The organism is Alloalcanivorax sp. C16-1 (assembly GCF_046507805.1).
GTDB lineage: Bacteria > Pseudomonadota > Gammaproteobacteria > Pseudomonadales > Alcanivoracaceae > Alloalcanivorax.
Map to the genome: position 1 here is coordinate 64,632 of NZ_JBKFTK010000006.1, position 16,541 is coordinate 81,172.

A 16,541-nucleotide genomic window follows, 5' to 3' on the forward strand; every position below is an offset into this window, starting at 1 on the left:
CATCATCAAAGCGAGTCTGGACCGCAGCCCGAGCGCCGCCAGGGAAGTCGTCATAAAAAGGGGGATTGCCATGAACTATTTCGTCACCGGTGCCACCGGTTTTATCGGCCGCTTTCTGGTCGCCCGCCTGCTCAAGCGGGACAACGCCCGGGTGTTCGCCCTGGTACGCCCCGGCTCGGAATACAAGCTGGACGCCATGCGCCGGCGGCTGTGCGTGGAAGAGAGCCGTTTGGTGCCGATCAGCGGCGATCTGACCAAGAAGCTGCTGGGCGTCAACAAGCGCGACCAGGATGACCTGGTCGGCCAGATCGACCACTTTTTCCATCTCGCCGCCATCTACGATTTGAACGCGGACGAGAACAGCCAGCGCTACATCAACATCGAAGGCACCCGGCAGACCCTGAAGCTGGCCGAGAAGCTGGACGCCAAATGCTTCCACCATATGTCCTCGGTGGCCGCCGGCGGCCTCTACGACGGCACCTTCACCGAGGACATGTTCGAGCAGGCGGAGGGCCTGGACGATCCCTATCTGCTGACCAAACACGAGGCCGAGGCCCTGGTGCGCCAGGAGAGCCGCATCCCTTGGCGCATCTATCGGCCATCACTGGTGGTGGGCCACTCCCAGACCGGCGAGATGGACAAGATCGACGGCCCCTATTACTTCTTCAAGCTGATCCAGAAGATCAAGGATTTCCTGCCCAACTGGATTCCGCTGGTGGGCCTGGACAGCGGCCACTTCAATATCGTGCCGGTGGACTTCGTGGCCGACGCGCTGGACCACATCGCCCACCGCAAGGAAGGCAACGGCCAGTGCTTTCACCTGACCGCCGACCGCAGCTACAACTTCGGCGAGGTGATGGACATCATCGCCAGCGCCGCCCAGGCGCCGCGCATGCCGGTGCGGCTGGACGGCAAGATGTTCAACGCGGTGCCCGGCTTCGTGCGCAAGGGCGTGAGCGCCCTGACGCCGCGTATGCTGATCAATCAGGCCCTGGAAAACCTGGATATCCCGCCGTCGGTGATCAAGTTCCTGGCGTTTCCCACCGAGTACGACAACCACCGCGCCCGGGCCGCCCTGGAGGGCAGCGGCATCGAGGTGCCGGAGCTGGAAAGCTATATTCAGCAACTGTGGGATTTCTGGGAGAACCATCTGGATCCGGATCGCGACAGCCGCGAGGACGAGCTGCAGCCGCTGCCGTCCCTGCCGGAACGGGTGGAGGACAAGATCGTTCTGGTCACCGGCGCCACCTCCGGCATCGGCAAGGCCAGCGCCCTGAAACTGGCCCGCGCCGGCGCCACCGTCCTGGTGGTGGCGCGTACCCCGGAGAAGCTGGAAGAGACCCTGCACGAGATCAAGCAGCTGGGCGGCACCGCCCGCGCCTATCGCTGCGACGTGTCGAACACCGACTCGGTGGACGAACTGGTGGAGAAGGTGCTGGCCGATTACGGCCGGGTGGACATTCTGGTCAACAACGCCGGGCACTCGATCCGCCGCTCGGTGGTGCACTCGTTCTATCGGTTCCACGACTTCGAGCGCACCATGCAGCTGAACTACTTCGGCGCCCTGCGACTGATCATGAAATTGCTGCCGGGGATGATCGAGCGCGGCTTCGGCCATGTGATCAACATTTCCAGCATCGGCGTGCTCACCAACGCACCGCGTTTTTCCGCCTACGTGGCCTCCAAGGCGGCGCTGGATTCCTTCACCCGCTGCGCCGCCAGTGAACTGGCCCACCAGGGCATCCACTTCACCACCATCAACATGCCGCTGGTGCGCACGCCGATGATCGCGCCCACCAAGCTCTACAACCATGTGCCCACCATCAGCCCCAACCAGGCCGCGGACATGATCTGCGACGCCATCGTGCGGCGCCCCAAGCGGATCGCCACCAGCCTGGGCGTGCTCGGTCAGGTGATGCATTTCATCACCCCCAAGGTCACCGAGACGATCATGAACACGGGCTACAAGATTTTCTCGGACTCCGCCGCCGCCATGGGCCGCAAGGAAGCCACGCCGAAGAAGATCAGCCGCGAGCAGGCCGCCTTCTCCCGGCTGTTCAAGGGCATCCACTGGTAGAAAATCGGACACGGGTAGAAATCGAGGACAAAAAAGGTTCATCGCCGTTTAGCGGGAAGTCTCGCTCCAGCCGGGGCGCGACTCAGGGCGCGACGCCCTTCCGGGAACGCCGTGAACCCGTCCCTGGGGGCTCCCTTTCGAACGTCCTGTTCTCAAGGGTCCCGGAAGGGCGTCACGCCCTGAGCCGCTGAGCAGTGATCCTTGGCGCCACGGTCGCTTCAGGCGTTTGGCGGAGCGACAATCGGCCCCTGCCGGCTCAACGATGGGCTCTACGGAGCCGCCCCCTCCACCCCCACGGTTCATCGTTTTTGGAACCCGGAACGGTTCCGCTACCTCGAAGCGGAGCTGTGTGGGGGCCTTCCGGGACCCTGTCAAACAGGACGTTTGACAGGGAGCCTACAGGGACGTACTCGCGGCGTTCCCGGAAGGCCCCCACACAGATCCGCGTCCCGGATAGATGCCTCCCGCTTCGATTTCCCGTCAAAGTGCGATGAACCAAAAAAAAGGCCCCGCCAGGCGGGGCCGATAATCCGGTGTTTTTCCGGAAGCATACGCAGCGGGGCGTTGCCGCCCCACACGCATCATGCCCCGGTCGGGGCCGCCGGCTCTTGATCCAGGTCAGCCCTTGTCGCTCCTTTTGTCCGAAGCGTCGTTCCGCTCCAGCTTCTCATGCAGAAAATTGAGCAATTCCCGGTTCACTTCCACCGCCTGTTCCATTTGGATCCAGTGCCCGCAGCGATCGATCATCACCGTGGTCAGGTCGGGCACGTAGTCCGGCATGCGCGCCAGCGCCTTCTGGCTGAACAACACCACCGGATCCTGCATGCCGCCCAGAAACAGGGCCGGCGCCAGGATCGTCCAGTTGTCGTCGTCCCGGCTTTCCGCCCAGGAGGAATCCATGGCCCGGTACCAGTTGAGCGCGCCGGTGAAACCGGTCTTGCGGAAGCGGGCCACGTAATAGGCCAGGTCCTCGTCGCGCATCCAGCGCGGCGGCGTGGGCGGCGGCCGCATGGCGGTCAGCACGCGGGTATCGTCCGGCGCCACCCGGAAGTCGTCGATGCCATCCGCGGAAAGACTGTGGAACATGCGCCGCAGGCTGTCTTCCACATCGGCCTCCAGTTCCTGCTCGGGCAGCTCCGGCTGCTGGAAATAGAGCATGTAGAAGAAATGATCGCCGAACAGTTCACGCATGGATTCGGTGGGCGGCTTGGGCGCCGGCCCGCCATAGGGCACGGACAGACCGACCACGGCGGCGACCCGGTCCGGATGGCGGCGCGCCACCTGCCAGGCCAGCATGCAGCCCCAATCATGGCCGAGCAGCACGGCGCGGGGCGCTTCCAGGGCGTCCATCAGGGCGATCACATCCGCCACCAGCCGCGATTGCCGGTAGGCGTCCACCTCCTTCGGGCCGCCGGTCTCCCCATAGCCACGCAGGTCTGGCGCCACCGCGTGGTAGCCGGACTGCGCCAGGGCCGGCAGTTGATAACGCCAGGACGCCCAGCATTCCGGGAAGCCGTGCAGGCAGAGCACCAGGGGCGCACCCGGCTCGCCCGCCTCGGCAACGAAAAAGTCCAATCCATTGGCGCGCACACGCCGTTCGCGAATAAAAGCCATGCTGTTATCGACCTTGTGGTGGTTTCCCCGGGGCCAGTCTGGCAATGTGACACTGCGCAATCCCCCTGACAAGAGAAGCCGTTACGGTAACCTCCGTGAACACACCCGCAGACAACGACACCCCCTCCGGCACGGATGCGAACCGGCCCGGCGGTGCGCTCCGGCGCCGCTTCGGCGCGCTGATCCGCCCCTATGTTCCGTCCTATTTTCCGGTGGCCTGGAAAATGGGGCTGTCGATTTCCGCCTTGATCCTGGTGGGCATGACCCTGCTGGGCGTGTTCCTGCTCAACGACCAGTTGCAACGGATGCGCCAGCAGGCCGACAGCTTCGGTGCCGCCATCGCCGCCCAACTGGCCCACACCGCCCGCGAGCCGCTGCTCGCCGAGGACCGGTTTCTGCTCAAGGTGCACATCAACAACCTGGTGCGCAGCGACAGCATTCATGGCGCCGCCCTGTTCGACCGTGACAACACGCCCATCGATCAGGCCGGCGACCTGCCGCCCCGTGCCCTGCTCGCCGACGGCACCGTGCAGCGCTGGCGCGACCAGGGCGAGGCCATGAGCACCTATTTCGCGCCGGTGACCGTGGAGCAAAGCCGGGTGGGCGCGGTGGCGGTGACCCTGTCGGACCGCTCCATCACCGCCGCCCAGCGGCAGGTGCGCGACACCATGATCACCGCCACCCTGGCCATGGGCCTGCTGGCGATCATCGCGTCCTTCCTGATCAGCCGGCGACTGGCCAAGCCGATTCACAACCTGCTGGCCGCCACCAGTGCCTTGCAGCAGGGCGATTTGAAATACCGTATTCAGGAACGCCGCAACGACGAGATCGGCCATCTGATCGAGGCCTATAACAGCATGGCCCACGATATGCTGGAGAAGGATCAGGTGGAGCGGGTGCTGCAGCGCTTCGTCAGTCCGTCGGTGGCGCGCACCATGATGGCCAACCTGGATCAGGTCACCCTGGGCGGCCGCGACGTGGAAGCCACGGTGGTGTTCGCCGATATCGTCGGCTTCACCCGCCTGTCGGAAAGCCTGGCGCCGGAAGCGGTGGCGGACATGCTGAACGTCTACTTCGGCGCCATCACCGCCGCCACCTCGTTCTACCGGGGCACCATCGACAAGTACATGGGCGATTGCGCGATGATCGTGTTCGGGGTGCCCGAAGAAGACTCCGAGCATCTTTTTCATGGCCTGTGCTGCGCGGTGATGATCCAGCGGCTGGTGAGCCGGCTCAACGAGTACCGGGCCCGGCGCGGCCAGACCACGGTCGAGTTCCGCATCGGCATGAACTCCGGCGCCATGCTGGCCGGTAACCTGGGCTCCCGGGACCGCATGCAGTACACGGTGGTGGGCGATGCCGTGAACCTGGCCTCGCGGCTGTCGAACATGGCCGGCGCCGGCGAGATCATCGCCGCCGCCGCGCTGACCGACGACCCCAACATCAGTTCGCGGGTACGGGCCACGGAATACGGGCGCATGCGCGTGCGCGGTCGCAGCGAACCGGTGCTGACCTCCCGGGTGGACGGTGTCCACGCCCTGTCGGAGACCTTGATGGAACAACGCATCGCCCGCTTTCTCGCCGAACACTACGTGGAGACCCCTGGTGCCACTTCCTGACCACCGCGCGGGCCTTACCGTTGCCCTGGGCACGGCGCTGCTGCTGACCGGTTGCGCCACCTTCAATCCCTTCCTGGCGCCGGAACAGCGGGTCGACGCGGCGCTGCGCGACCACCAGTACCAGCGCGCCCTGGCCATCATCGACCACACCGGCGAGCATCATCCGCAGCACGCTCTGCTGCGGGAGCAGCGCGAGGGCGTGCTGCAGGCAAGCCGCGAGTATCGGCTTGAGGCCCAGGCCCGGGCCGAGGCGCTGGCCGACCGGGAGCAATGGCGCCAGGCCTTCGATGCGCTGACGTCGATTCGCGACCAGGTGGTGGATACCACCGCCCTGGACGCTCTGCTGGCCAGACTCCAACTGCGCCATGATGCCCGCCTGCGCGACCTGCTCAACCAGGCCTACCTGGCCGAAGCCGGAGCGTTGCTGCGCACCGACTCCGTGGACGACGCGCTGGTGCCCTATCCCGACCGGCGCGCCCGGGACACCCGCCACTGGCGCGCGCAGCGCCGCGAGTTGCTCTATCACGGCTTGCTGGAGCAGGGCCAGGCCTACGCCGCGGACCGGCAATGGCAGCGGGCACTCTCCTCCCTGGAAACCGCGCGCCTTCTCTACCCGGACGCACCGGTGCCGGACAACCTGGAAAAAGCCCGGCGGGTGCTGCACAGCGCCCGGGATCAAGCGCGGGACGCCCGCGACCGGGCCCACCTCCAGGAAGCGGAACAGCGGGTGGATCGTTATCGGGAAAGCGGCGAGCTGGCGGACCTGCTGGCCGCGCGCACCTTTCTGCAACAACACCGCGACGACGATCAGCTGACCCCGCTGCGCCAACAGGTGGACGCCTGGGCACGGCAGCGCGTCGAGCGCACCCTGGAGCGCGGCGAAACACTGTATGTGAAGGGAGACTACCAGGGCGCCTACCGGCTCTGGCGAAGCGTGGCGCCCCTGGACCCGGACAATCCGGAGCTGCTCAAGAAGTTGGAACGGGGCGGCAAGGTACTCGAGAACCTGCGCTCCCTGGAACAGTAAGCGTGATGCTCAAAGCGCACCGGCGCCCTCGGGCGCCGGTGCGGTGGATCACTGTTCCTCGGGCCGGCTGGCCGCCGGCGCCTCTTGCTCCGGCAGCGCGCTGTCGGTGTCGGTGACCGGGCCGGACGTGGGCGGCGCGGCGGACTCCTCCACCGACTTGCTCTGCTCCGCCTCATAGGCCCGGCGATAGTCGTCGGACACCGGCGAACGGCCCTGGAACAGACGGTCCGCCCGGGTGGGCAGCGGGAACTTCACTTCGCGTACCAGATCGCCCTGCTCGTTGACCCGGAACTGCATGGCGGTGACGCCCATGTATTTCTCGCGGGTCATGTCCACCAGCCGGTCGTTGCTGGCCAGCACCGTGGGTTTGATGAACACCATCAGGTTGCGCTTGATGTGCTGCTTGCTGGTGGAGCGGAACAGCACACCCAGCAGCGGGATGTCGCCCAGCAGCGGCACCTTGCGCACGGTTTCCTGCACGTCGTCGTTGATCAGGCCACCCAGGGCGATGGTCTCGCCGTCGTCCGCCAGCACCGTGGTGGTCAGCTTGCGTTTGGTGGTGACGATGTCCACCGCCTCACCGATGGAATCCTTCACCGCCGAGGTTTCCTGCTCCAGTTCCAACCGCACGGTATCCAGGCCGGCCACATGGGGGGTGACCTTCAGGGTCAGGCCCACGTCCTCGCGCTGGATGGTGGTGAACGGGTTGGACACGCCGGAGCCGGTGCTGGAGGCCTGGCCGGTGACGAACGGCACGTTCTCACCGACGATGATCGAGGCTTCCTGGTTGTCCAGGGTCAGGATGCTGGGGGTGGACAGCAGGTTGGTGTTGGTGGTGGAGGCCAGCGCCTGAATCAGCGCGCCCCACTGGATATCGCCATCGGCGTCGGTTTCGCCGATGCCGGCGGTGATGCCGTCGCCCAGGGAAATGTTCGACGGGTCCTCGGTGATCACCGCCTGCAGCAGGGAGTTGATGCTGACGCCGTCGCCGCCAAAGTTGACCGCGCCGATGCCGTTGTTCAGATCACCGGCCACGTACTGGAAGCCCAGGGAGCTGGCTTTGTCGCCGGTGACCTCGACGATGGCGGCCTCGATCAGGATCTGGGCGCGGCGCACGTCGAGCTGACTGATCACCGACTGCAGTTCCTTCATCATTTCCGGCTCGGCGCGAATCACCAGCGCGTTCAGCGAGGTGTCGGCCTGAATGGAAACCCGGGCGTCGGCGTCGGAGACGGTGCGCGCCGCCGCGCCGCCCGCGCTGCCCTCGCCACCCTGGCGCACCGCGGAGGCGCCGGCGGCGAAGTTCTTCAGCAGCTCGGCCATCTGTTCCGAGTCACCGTGGCTGAGCCGCACCACCTGCACGCCGCCGGCGGCGCTGGAGGGGGTGTCCAGCTGGCGGATCAGCGGGATCAGGCGTGCCCGGGTACCCCGGTCGCCCTTGACGATCAGACGGTTGGTGCGTTCGTCGGCGATCACCGTGGCCCCGCCCTGCAGGCCACGGCGGCGGTTGTTGCCGCCGGCGGCGTCGGCCTTGGTCAATTCTTCCAGCAGCGCCACCATGTTGCCGGCGAACGCGTGTTCCAGCTGCACGATTTCCAGCTCGTCGCTTTCCGCGCTGTCCAGGCTGCCGATAATGGCCCGCATGCGCTGAATATTGTCGGCGTGGTCACTGATGATCAGGGCATTGGCGGAGCCCACCGCCGCCAGATGACCATATTGCGGCACCAGCGGTCGCAGCACCGGCACCAGTTCTTCCACCGGCGAATTGTCCACCGTGATCACCTGGGTGATCAGTTCCTCGCCGTCCACGCTGCCGGCGTTCTGGGTGAGCGGCAGGTTGCTCTGCTTGGCGGTGGTGTTGGTAACGATCTTGATCACGCCGTTGCCCGCCGGCACCGCCGCGTAACCGTGCACCTGCAGCACCGAGAGAAACAGCTCGTAGACCTCGCTGGCGGTGAGCGGCTGGTTGGAAATCACGGTGACGTCCCGGGCCCGTACCCGTGGATCCACCACGAAGTTCTTGCCGGTCATCTGCGCCACCTGGTTGATGAACGCCTGGATATCCGCGTTGCGGATATTCACCGTCCAGGTTTTGCCATCGCCGGTCGCCTCCACCGAGGCCTGTTCCTGGGCATGCACACTGAGCGTGAAGCTGAGTGCCACTACTGCGATTATTGTTTTCAGAGCCGACTTCATAGGCATCTCACGGTGGATAGTTCACGGTAAATTCCTGTTCGCCGCGCTGCACGACGATGACGGCCGACTGGCTCTCCATATACGACTGCAAAGCAGCCAGATCGCTTTCCTCGGAGCCCAGCGGATAGCCGTTCACCGACGCCACCACGTCCCCGGGCTGCAATCCCACCTGCTCGATCAGCTGCTTGGGGGCGCGGTCGCCGATCTTGTAACCTTCAGTGCCGCCGTCGCTGACCGGTTGCAGGCCCAGCTGACGGATCAGCGCGGTGCGCTGCTGAGCCAGATCGGTCTCCGGGCTGGGCGCCGGGCTGCGTGGCTCCGGTTCGGTCACCTGGGTGACGCCGCCGGCCAGGCCTTTCAATTCATTCAGACGGAGCGTCTCGAAACGCCCCTGGCGTTTGAGAATCACCCGGTCCGGATAGATTTCCTCGAGGGAGGCGTTGCCGGGGATGCCATCGCCGATGTGATACAGCTGGGCGTCGCCGCCCCGCTCGGCGATGATCGCCGACGATTTGCCGCGATCACGGGTTTGGAACAGGCCCAGCAACTCCAGGCTCAGCCGCGTCTCGGGGGCGTCCACTGGGCGCTGCTCGGCCTGGGGTTCGGCCTGATAGGCGCCGAACAGCCCCCAGCGCTGCACCTGGGACGAGGACAGCGCGGCGCTCTGCTGGGCGCCGCCATTGACGGCGACCCGGCGCAGATCCGAGCCGGACAACGCATCCTGCGGACCGTACCAAAGCAGCCAGATGGTCTGAGCGATCAAATAGGCGAGAACCACCACCAACAACAGCGCCAGCACCGCGCGTGCCACCCGCTCCCATCGTTGCCGGTTTCCCCTCCGGGCCCACTGAATCATAAAGTCCTTCAATCCCGCTTATCGTTATCCCGGCCCTGTTATTCCATCCGCGGCCGGGCGGGTGCCACGGCGCATTCTAGGCGCGCCAGTGTGACCCCCATATTATCCGACGAAACTCAGCCGGACTGCCCCAGAGTCAAGGGGCGGCTCATGCGAAACACCACGTCGGACGGGTCGCCGCCCTGACTGACCCCGAGCAGTTGGGGCCAGGCCCGGCGCACTTGCACGTTCAGTTTCTGATTATCCAGCCGTGCGTGCACCAATTGTTGTTGCCGCGGTCCGGTGACTTCCAGCTCCGGTGCTCCGTCGACCATGGCCAGGCGCCCGTCCAGGGGCGGCACCTCGGCGGCGCCATCGCGGCCCCAGGTCACGGTGCCGCCGCTGTACGTCAGCGTTCCTTTGGCATCGACCACGGCCTGTTCCGCGAGTTCCAGCGTCATCAAGGTCAGATTCACGGTGCCGTCGGCGTTGCCCTGCGGAACCTCGGCGCTGAACGGCGCCACCGGCACGGTGGCGCGCCACTGTTCCAGGCGCCAGTCGCCCCAGGCGGCACCCAGCCAGCCGTCGGCGCTGAGACCGTCGCTTACCATGGACAGTTGCAGGCCGGGCGTCAAACCGTGCCAGTCCAGTGTCCAGGCCAGATCCCCGTTACGGTTGCGCCAGCGCGCCCGCACCTGGCCATCCCACCAGGGGCCACGGGCCCCGGACAGTACCAGCGGGGCACCGCCGGGACGCAGAGCCGGCAGGCGATCCACCAGCACCGCCGCCGGCATCAAGGCCACCAGGCACACCAACAAACTGATGACGAACACCGCCCCCAGGGCTATCCAGCGCCGCATGACTTCCCCCGGAATTTAGAACGGAATATCGTCGTCGAAATCGTCCGCCGGGCCGCTGAACCCACCGCCTTGATTGGCCGGCGCCTTCTGCTGGCCACCCTGCTGACCACCGCCCTGGCCGGGGCTCTGGTCGTAGTAGTCGTTGCCCTGGTTGCCGTAACCGCCCTGGCCGCCACCCTGGTAGTCGCCGCCGCCGCCGGCGCCACCGCGACCGTCGAGCATCTGCATCTCGTTGGCGACGATTTCGGTGGTGTAGCGGTCCTGGCCGTCCTGACCCTGCCATTTGCGGGTACAGATGGAGCCTTCCACGTACACCTTGGAGCCCTTCTTCAAATACTCACCGGCGATCTCGCCCAGTTTGTTGAAGAACACCACCCGGTGCCATTCGGTGCGTTCCTGCATCTGGCCACTCTGACGATCCTTCCAGGTTTCGCTGGTGGCCAGGCGGATGTTGGTGACGGCCCCGCCGCTGGGCATGAACCGGGTTTCCGGATCGGCGCCCAGATTGCCGATCAAAATGACTTTATTGACGCCTCGTGCCATGGCTGTTCGCTCCCTACGTTCGGACGACCACCGGCGACGCGCCGGTGCGGTTATGTATGCAGACCGGATATTGTGCAGCTTTACGCGGCCCGGAGTAACCCCCGGTCAGGACGGCTCCCGCACCTCGCCGGCCAGGGCCTCCAGAGCCTGTTCATCGAGCTCGCTGTTATCGACCTTGAGCAGGGCCAGCCGCTGCTCGGCCACCACCACCGCCTCCAGCACGCCGGGGATGGCGCGCAGCCGGCTGGCCGCCTGGGTGGGGTCCTGCTGACGGCCCAGGTGCACCACCCGGTTATCCAGCTTGGGCAATTCGCCCATGCCCCACAGATACAGCAGCCAGACCACCGCCAGACCGGCGCAGCCCAGAAACACCGCCTCGGCCCCCACCCATTGATAGAGAGCGCCGCCCAACTGGCCGCCGATGAACACGCCCAGGAACTGGCTGGTGGAATAGACGCCCATGGCGGTGCCCCGGGTACCGGCCGGCGCCGCCCGCCCCACCAGGGACGGCAACAGGGCCTCCAGCAGGTTGAAGGCCATGAAATAGACGAACAGGGCCAGCACGAAGTGCCACAGGGTCTGCCCGGCCAGGGCCAGCAGCACCTCGGCGACGATCAGCAGGCACACCGCGGCGCGCTTCACCGGCAGGGCGCCACGCCGCTCGGCGGCGATGATCAGCGGCACCATGGCCAGAAAGCTGCTCACCAGCACCGCCAGATACAGCAGGCTGTGCTGGTCCAGGTCCAGCCCGAGGCGGTGCTTGAGCAACTGCGGCAGCACCACGAACGAGGCGGTCATGGTCAGGTGCAGCACCATGATGCCCAGATCCAGGCGGCGCAGATTGCGATCCCCCAGCACCCGGCGGAAACGCAGCCGGGCCGGCAGAGGCTCACTGGCGCGCACCTGGGGCGACGGCACCGAGAAGGCCACGCCCATGGCCAGGGTGCCCAGCACCACGGTAAGCCAGAACAGACCGCTCAGGCCCAGCCAATGGGCCAGCACCGGCCCCAGAATCAGCGCCAGGATAAAGGAAGCGCCCACCGACATGCCGATCAGGGCCATGGCGCGGGTGCGGTGGCGCTCGCTGACCACATCACCGATCAGCGCCATGATCACGCTGGCGATGGCGCCGGCGCCCTGCAGGGCACGACCCATAATCACCCCGTAAATGGTGTCGCTGAGCGCCGCCACCGCGCCGCCGGCGACGAACAGCAACAGGCCAGCCAGCAGCAACGGGCGGCGGCCGAAGCGGTCGGACAGCATGCCGAAGGGAATCTGCAGGATCGCCTGCATCAGGCCATAGGCGCCGATGGCGGTGCCGATCAACAGCGGTGTGGCGCCTTCCAGGCCGGTGCCGTAAACCGCGAAAACCGGAAGGATCATGAACAGCCCGAACATGCGCAGCGCGAAGATCGCCGCCAGGGAGCCGGTGGTGGTCAGTTCGGTGCGCCGCAGGGCGGCCCGGGAAGCGTCCGTCATGGTCGAGGGTCGGTGCTACGAGAAATGGGCGGGAAGTGTAGCAGATTCCAGGACGGCGGGGTGACGTGCAAATCGCTGTCGATAGTAAATTGAACCCCCGTGAAAGCGGTGATAAATTGATGACTTGATTCAGTTTTTCTTCTTAGCCCCCCGGGCTCTCCGGGTTGTGTCATGGACGAATGAATGAACAATCTGACTGCACAAAGAGTGTATGTAGTGGGTGGCCAGCACCTGCAGAATGCGCTGCTGACCGAATTTCTCGATAAAGCCTCGATCCCCGCCATGGCGGTGAAATCCGTGGATCAGGTGGACGAACACGACGTGGGCGGCGTGGAACAGAACCTGTTCCTGGTGGACTTTCACTCCGTGGACGTCAACCAGGTGATCACCCGCCTGATGGATGTGGACCGTCGCATCGAGAACGAAATCCTCATCGGCGTGTTCAATGTGGACCATGACGACGACCTGACCCGGCTGGCCGGGCTGCCCATGGTCAACGGCGGCTTCCAGCACGATTGCCCCCAGGATCTGCTGACCAAGGGCATCAAGGCCATGTTCAAGGGCGAGCTCTGGTTCCCGCGCAAGGTTTTGCAGCAATATCTGGTCAAAAGCCGGGCCTTCAACAAAACGTTCGCGCGTAACGAGGTCAATCTGACCGACCGGGAGATCGAGGTGCTCAAGGTGATGGCCACCGGCGCCAAGAATTCCGAGATCGCCAAGGTGCTCAACCTCAGCCCGCACACCATCAAGACCCACATTTACAACATTTTCAAAAAGATCAACGCCTCCAATCGCCTGCAAGCGGTGAACTGGGCCCAGGAAAACCTCTGATCACGGGCTGTCCGGCCCGCCGTCCGGTTCCCCCCGCCGGACGTTCCCGCAGCGTCGACCTTTCTTTTCCCCTTCACGATCTTTCGCCTATACTGCACTGTTCATTTTGACAGTAGCCGAGGGCTCGCCATCTCATGGATACCATTCTGGTTCGGGGCGCGCGCACCCATAACCTGAAAAACGTGGATCTCGACATCCCCCGCGACAAGCTGGTGGTGATCACCGGGCTGTCCGGGTCCGGCAAATCCTCCCTGGCGTTCGATACTTTGTACGCCGAGGGCCAGCGCCGTTATGTGGAGTCGCTGTCCACCTACGCCCGGCAGTTCCTGTCGATGATGGAAAAGCCCGATGTGGACCACATCGAGGGCCTCAGCCCGGCCATTTCCATCGAGCAGAAATCCACCAGCCACAACCCGCGTTCCACGGTGGGCACCATCACCGAGATTTACGACTATCTGCGGCTGCTGTTCGCGCGGGTGGGCGAGCCCCGCTGTCCCGAGCATGGCGCCCCGCTGGCGGCCCAGACCATCAGCCAGATGGTCGACCAGGTGCTGGCCATGGAGGAAGGCAGCAAGCTGATGCTGCTGGCGCCGGTGATCCGCGAGAAGAAAGGCGAGCATCTGAACCTGTTCGACGAGTTGCGCGCCCAGGGCTTTATCCGCGCCCGGGTGAACGGTCGCATCCACGATCTGGACGAGGCTCCCAGCCTGGACAAGAACAAGAAGCACACCATCGAAGTGGTGGTGGATCGCTTCAAGGTCCGTGGCGACCTGCAGAACCGCCTGGCGGAGTCCTTCGAAACCGCCCTGAATCTGGCCGACGACATCGCGGTGATCGCGCCCATGGACGGCGACGGCGAGGAAACCACCTTCTCCGCCAAGTTCGCCTGCCCCCATTGCGGCTACTCGATCCCGGAACTGGAGCCGCGCCTGTTCTCGTTCAACAACCCGGCCGGTGCCTGCCCCAGCTGTGACGGCCTGGGGGTGAAGCAGTTCTTCGACGAGGACAAGGTGATCACCAGCGACGAGCTGTCCCTGGCGGAGGGGGCGATCCGTGGCTGGGACCGGCGCAACGTCTACTACTTCCAGATGCTCAATGCGCTGGCGCAGAGCCTGGACTTCGACATGGACCAGCCGTTCAAAAAGCTGCCCAAGGCCACCCGCCGCAAGATTCTGTACGGCACCGGCAAGGACAACGTGGAGTTCCGCTACCTCAACGAGCGCGGCGACATCATCAAGCGCAACCACCCGTTCGAGGGGATCCTGCCCAATATGGAGCGCCGCTACCGGGACACCGAGTCCGAGGCGGTGCGCGAGGAGCTGGCCGGTTACCTGTCCACCTCCACCTGCCCCAGCTGCGATGGCTCCCGGCTGCGCGAGGCGGCCCGCCATGTCTATATCAATGAGACCACGCTCCCCGAGGTGGTGCGCCTGGCGGTGGGCAAGGCGTTCTCCCACTTCGACAACCTCAAGCTGAGCGGCAGCCGTGGCGAGATCGCCGAGAAGATCCTCAAGGAAATCCGCGACCGGCTGCAGTTCCTGGTCAACGTGGGCCTGGAATACCTGACCCTGGAGCGCAGCGCCGAAACCCTGTCCGGCGGCGAGGCCCAGCGCATCCGGCTGGCCAGCCAGATCGGCGCCGGCCTGGTCGGGGTGATGTACGTGCTCGACGAACCCTCCATCGGCCTGCACCAGCGCGACAATGAGCGACTGCTCAATACCCTGACCCGACTGCGCGATCTGGGCAATACCGTGCTGGTGGTGGAGCACGACGAGGACGCCATCCGCACCGCCGACTATGTGATCGACATCGGCCCCGGGGCCGGCGTCCACGGCGGCCGCGTGGTGGCCCAGGGCACCGCCAGGCAGGTGGCCGCCAACAAGGATTCGCTGACCGGCGACTACCTCTCCGGCCGCAAGCGCATCGCGGTGCCGGAGCGCCGCCACGGGAACGAGAAGGACCAGTGGCTGACCCTGTTCGGCGCCACCGGCAACAATCTCAAGGGCGACCCGCTGAACGTGCCACTGGGCCTGTTCACCTGTATTACCGGGGTGTCCGGATCCGGCAAGTCCACCCTGATCAACCACACCCTCTACCCGCTGGCCGCCACCAAGCTGAACAAGGCGTCCACCCTGAAAGCCGGCCCCCACGAAAAGCTGGAGGGGCTGGAGCACCTGGACAAGGTGGTGGACATCGACCAGAGCCCCATCGGTCGCACGCCGCGCTCCAACCCGGCCACCTACACCGGCATTTTCACACCGGTGCGGGAGCTGTTCGCCGGCACCCAGGAGGCGCGGGCGCGGGGCTACAAGCCGGGCCGCTTCAGCTTCAACGTCAAGGGCGGCCGCTGCGAGGCCTGCCAGGGCGACGGCGTGATCAAGGTGGAAATGCACTTTCTGCCGGACATCTACGTACCCTGCGAGGTCTGTGACGGCCGCCGCTACAACCGGGAGACCCTGGAAGTCACCTACAAGGGCAAGAACATCTACGAAGTCCTGGAGATGACCATCGAGGAGGCCCGCGAATTCTTCGACGCGGTGCCGGCGCTGCAGCGCCGCCTGCAGACCCTGCTCGATGTGGGGCTCAGCTACATCAAGCTGGGCCAGGCGGCCACCACCCTGTCCGGTGGCGAGGCCCAGCGGGTCAAACTGGCCCGGGAGCTGTCCCGGCGGGACACCGGCAGCACCTTGTACATTCTCGACGAGCCCACCACCGGCCTGCACTTCCAGGATATCCAGCTGCTGCTGGACGTGCTCAACCGGCTGCGGGACCACGGCAACACCATCGTGGTGATCGAGCACAATCTCGATGTGATCAAGACCGCCGACTGGCTCATCGACCTGGGCCCGGAGGGGGGCGACGGCGGCGGCCGCATCATCGCCGAGGGCACCCCGGAACAGGTGGCGGACACCAAGGGCAGCCACACCGGCCGCTTCCTCAAACCGATGCTGGGCGCCGCCCAACGCCCCGCCGCCAGGAAGAAAAAAGCGGCGGCGCGCCGGGCCGGAAAATAGCCCGCCCCCCGCTCTGGCACGGAAGCTGCTTGGTTCTTCCGGGTCCGGGACGACGTCATGGAGGGACCATGAGCGGGGGAATCAACGCCCATTGGTTGATGCACTATCGGGTGGTGACTCTGGTGAACCAGTGTCGCCGGCTGATCCGCGATGAATTCGGGGTCAAGCTGGCCCTTACCGATCCAAGGCTGCGCGAAGCGCTCAACGACTACGCCGGGCGCAGTGGTTCGGCGGAACTCAGACGTTTGATCAAGCAGATTGATGAGGAAGCGGACGAGGCGATGCCGGAGAGTGAAGCGGCGCCCCCCGCTGAGCGGCCCCCGACACGGCGCATGTACCGGGGCCAGCCGCTGCCCGACCCGCCGGCGGAGCCCGGGGCCTCGGAAGACAGCGGGCCGGAAAAGACCATTATCTACCGGGGCCGCCGGGTACGCGGCGGCTGACAG

Annotated in this window: 12 protein-coding genes; 6 read left to right on the forward strand and 6 right to left on the reverse strand. The window is 65.6% G+C overall.

Annotated elements, in window-relative coordinates; genetic code table 11:
• Positions 1-70 precede the first annotated feature (70 nt).
• Positions 71-2,077, forward strand: coding sequence for an SDR family oxidoreductase (locus ACLD0W_RS16470; protein ID WP_410308567.1), 2,007 nt, complete (start codon positions 71-73; stop codon positions 2,075-2,077).
• Positions 2,078-2,695: 618 nt separating this feature from the next.
• On the opposite strand, the gene ACLD0W_RS16475 is transcribed toward ACLD0W_RS16470, so the two are convergent.
• The gene (locus ACLD0W_RS16475; RefSeq protein WP_410308568.1) at positions 2,696-3,691 is read right to left on the reverse strand and encodes an alpha/beta fold hydrolase; all 996 of its coding nucleotides are present in this window, start codon (positions 3,689-3,691) and stop codon (positions 2,696-2,698) included.
• Positions 3,692-3,786: 95 nt separating this feature from the next.
• Between ACLD0W_RS16475 and ACLD0W_RS16480 the strand changes: the two genes are divergently transcribed.
• Positions 3,787-5,310 (forward strand): adenylate/guanylate cyclase domain-containing protein, encoded by a 1,524-nt coding sequence (locus ACLD0W_RS16480; RefSeq protein ID WP_410308569.1) that lies wholly within the window; start codon positions 3,787-3,789, stop codon positions 5,308-5,310.
• Positions 5,297-6,337, forward strand: a complete 1,041-nt coding sequence (locus ACLD0W_RS16485; protein ID WP_410308570.1) for a hypothetical protein — start codon at positions 5,297-5,299, stop codon at positions 6,335-6,337. Before ACLD0W_RS16480 ends, ACLD0W_RS16485 begins: the two co-directional genes overlap by 14 nt.
• A 48-nt stretch (positions 6,338-6,385) precedes the next feature.
• On the opposite strand, the gene gspD is transcribed toward ACLD0W_RS16485, so the two are convergent.
• The 5 genes from gspD to ACLD0W_RS16510 form a co-directional block, all read right to left on the reverse strand.
• Positions 6,386-8,533: a type II secretion system secretin GspD gene (gene gspD / locus ACLD0W_RS16490; RefSeq protein WP_410308571.1), complete on the reverse strand. Its 2,148-nt coding sequence runs from the start codon at positions 8,531-8,533 to the stop codon at positions 6,386-6,388.
• Between the two features lie 7 nt (positions 8,534-8,540).
• A complete protein-coding gene (gspC, locus tag ACLD0W_RS16495; protein ID WP_410308572.1) occupies positions 8,541-9,344 on the reverse strand; it encodes a type II secretion system protein GspC in 804 nt (267 codons plus the stop codon).
• 161 nt (positions 9,345-9,505) lie between these two features.
• On the reverse strand, positions 9,506-10,228 hold the full coding sequence (gene gspN / locus ACLD0W_RS16500) for a type II secretion system protein N (protein ID WP_410308573.1): 723 nt from the start codon (positions 10,226-10,228) through the stop codon (positions 9,506-9,508).
• A gap of 15 nt (positions 10,229-10,243) precedes the next feature.
• Entirely contained in the window at positions 10,244-10,771 is a 528-nt protein-coding gene (ssb, locus tag ACLD0W_RS16505) for a single-stranded DNA-binding protein (RefSeq protein ID WP_410308574.1), read from the reverse strand.
• 105 nt (positions 10,772-10,876) lie between these two features.
• Positions 10,877-12,250 carry an MFS transporter gene (locus tag ACLD0W_RS16510; RefSeq protein WP_410308575.1) on the reverse strand — a complete coding sequence of 458 codons (1,374 nt, stop codon included), beginning with the start codon at positions 12,248-12,250 and terminating at the stop codon, positions 10,877-10,879.
• 183 nt (positions 12,251-12,433) lie between these two features.
• On the opposite strand from ACLD0W_RS16510, the gene ACLD0W_RS16515 reads away from it, so the two are divergent.
• The 3 genes from ACLD0W_RS16515 to ACLD0W_RS16525 all read left to right on the forward strand — a co-directional run bounded on the left by ACLD0W_RS16515 (position 12,434) and on the right by ACLD0W_RS16525 (position 16,538).
• Complete coding sequence (locus ACLD0W_RS16515; RefSeq protein WP_410308576.1) at positions 12,434-13,081, forward strand: LuxR C-terminal-related transcriptional regulator; 648 nt, start codon at positions 12,434-12,436, stop codon at positions 13,079-13,081.
• A gap of 134 nt (positions 13,082-13,215) precedes the next feature.
• Entirely contained in the window at positions 13,216-16,095 is a 2,880-nt protein-coding gene (gene uvrA, locus ACLD0W_RS16520; protein WP_410308577.1) for an excinuclease ABC subunit UvrA, read from the forward strand.
• 68 nt (positions 16,096-16,163) lie between these two features.
• A complete protein-coding gene (locus tag ACLD0W_RS16525) occupies positions 16,164-16,538 on the forward strand; it encodes a hypothetical protein (protein ID WP_410308578.1) in 375 nt (124 codons plus the stop codon).
• Positions 16,539-16,541 lie beyond the last annotated feature (3 nt).

Excerpts from the sequence above, each read along its gene's own strand:
- ACLD0W_RS16470 (WP_410308567.1), top strand. The coding sequence starts at position 71 with ATGAACTATTTCGTCACCGGTGCCACCGGTTTTATCGGCCGCTTTCTG.
- ACLD0W_RS16475 (WP_410308568.1), bottom strand. The coding sequence starts at position 3,691 with ATGGCTTTTATTCGCGAACGGCGTGTGCGCGCCAATGGATTGGACTTT.
- gspD (WP_410308571.1), bottom strand. The coding sequence starts at position 8,533 with ATGAAGTCGGCTCTGAAAACAATAATCGCAGTAGTGGCACTCAGCTTC.
- gspN (WP_410308573.1), bottom strand. The coding sequence starts at position 10,228 with ATGCGGCGCTGGATAGCCCTGGGGGCGGTGTTCGTCATCAGTTTGTTG.
- ssb (WP_410308574.1), bottom strand. The coding sequence starts at position 10,771 with ATGGCACGAGGCGTCAATAAAGTCATTTTGATCGGCAATCTGGGCGCC.
- ACLD0W_RS16510 (WP_410308575.1), bottom strand. The coding sequence starts at position 12,250 with ATGACGGACGCTTCCCGGGCCGCCCTGCGGCGCACCGAACTGACCACC.
- ACLD0W_RS16515 (WP_410308576.1), top strand. The coding sequence starts at position 12,434 with ATGAACAATCTGACTGCACAAAGAGTGTATGTAGTGGGTGGCCAGCAC.
- uvrA (WP_410308577.1), top strand. The coding sequence starts at position 13,216 with ATGGATACCATTCTGGTTCGGGGCGCGCGCACCCATAACCTGAAAAAC.
- ACLD0W_RS16525 (WP_410308578.1), top strand. The coding sequence starts at position 16,164 with ATGAGCGGGGGAATCAACGCCCATTGGTTGATGCACTATCGGGTGGTG.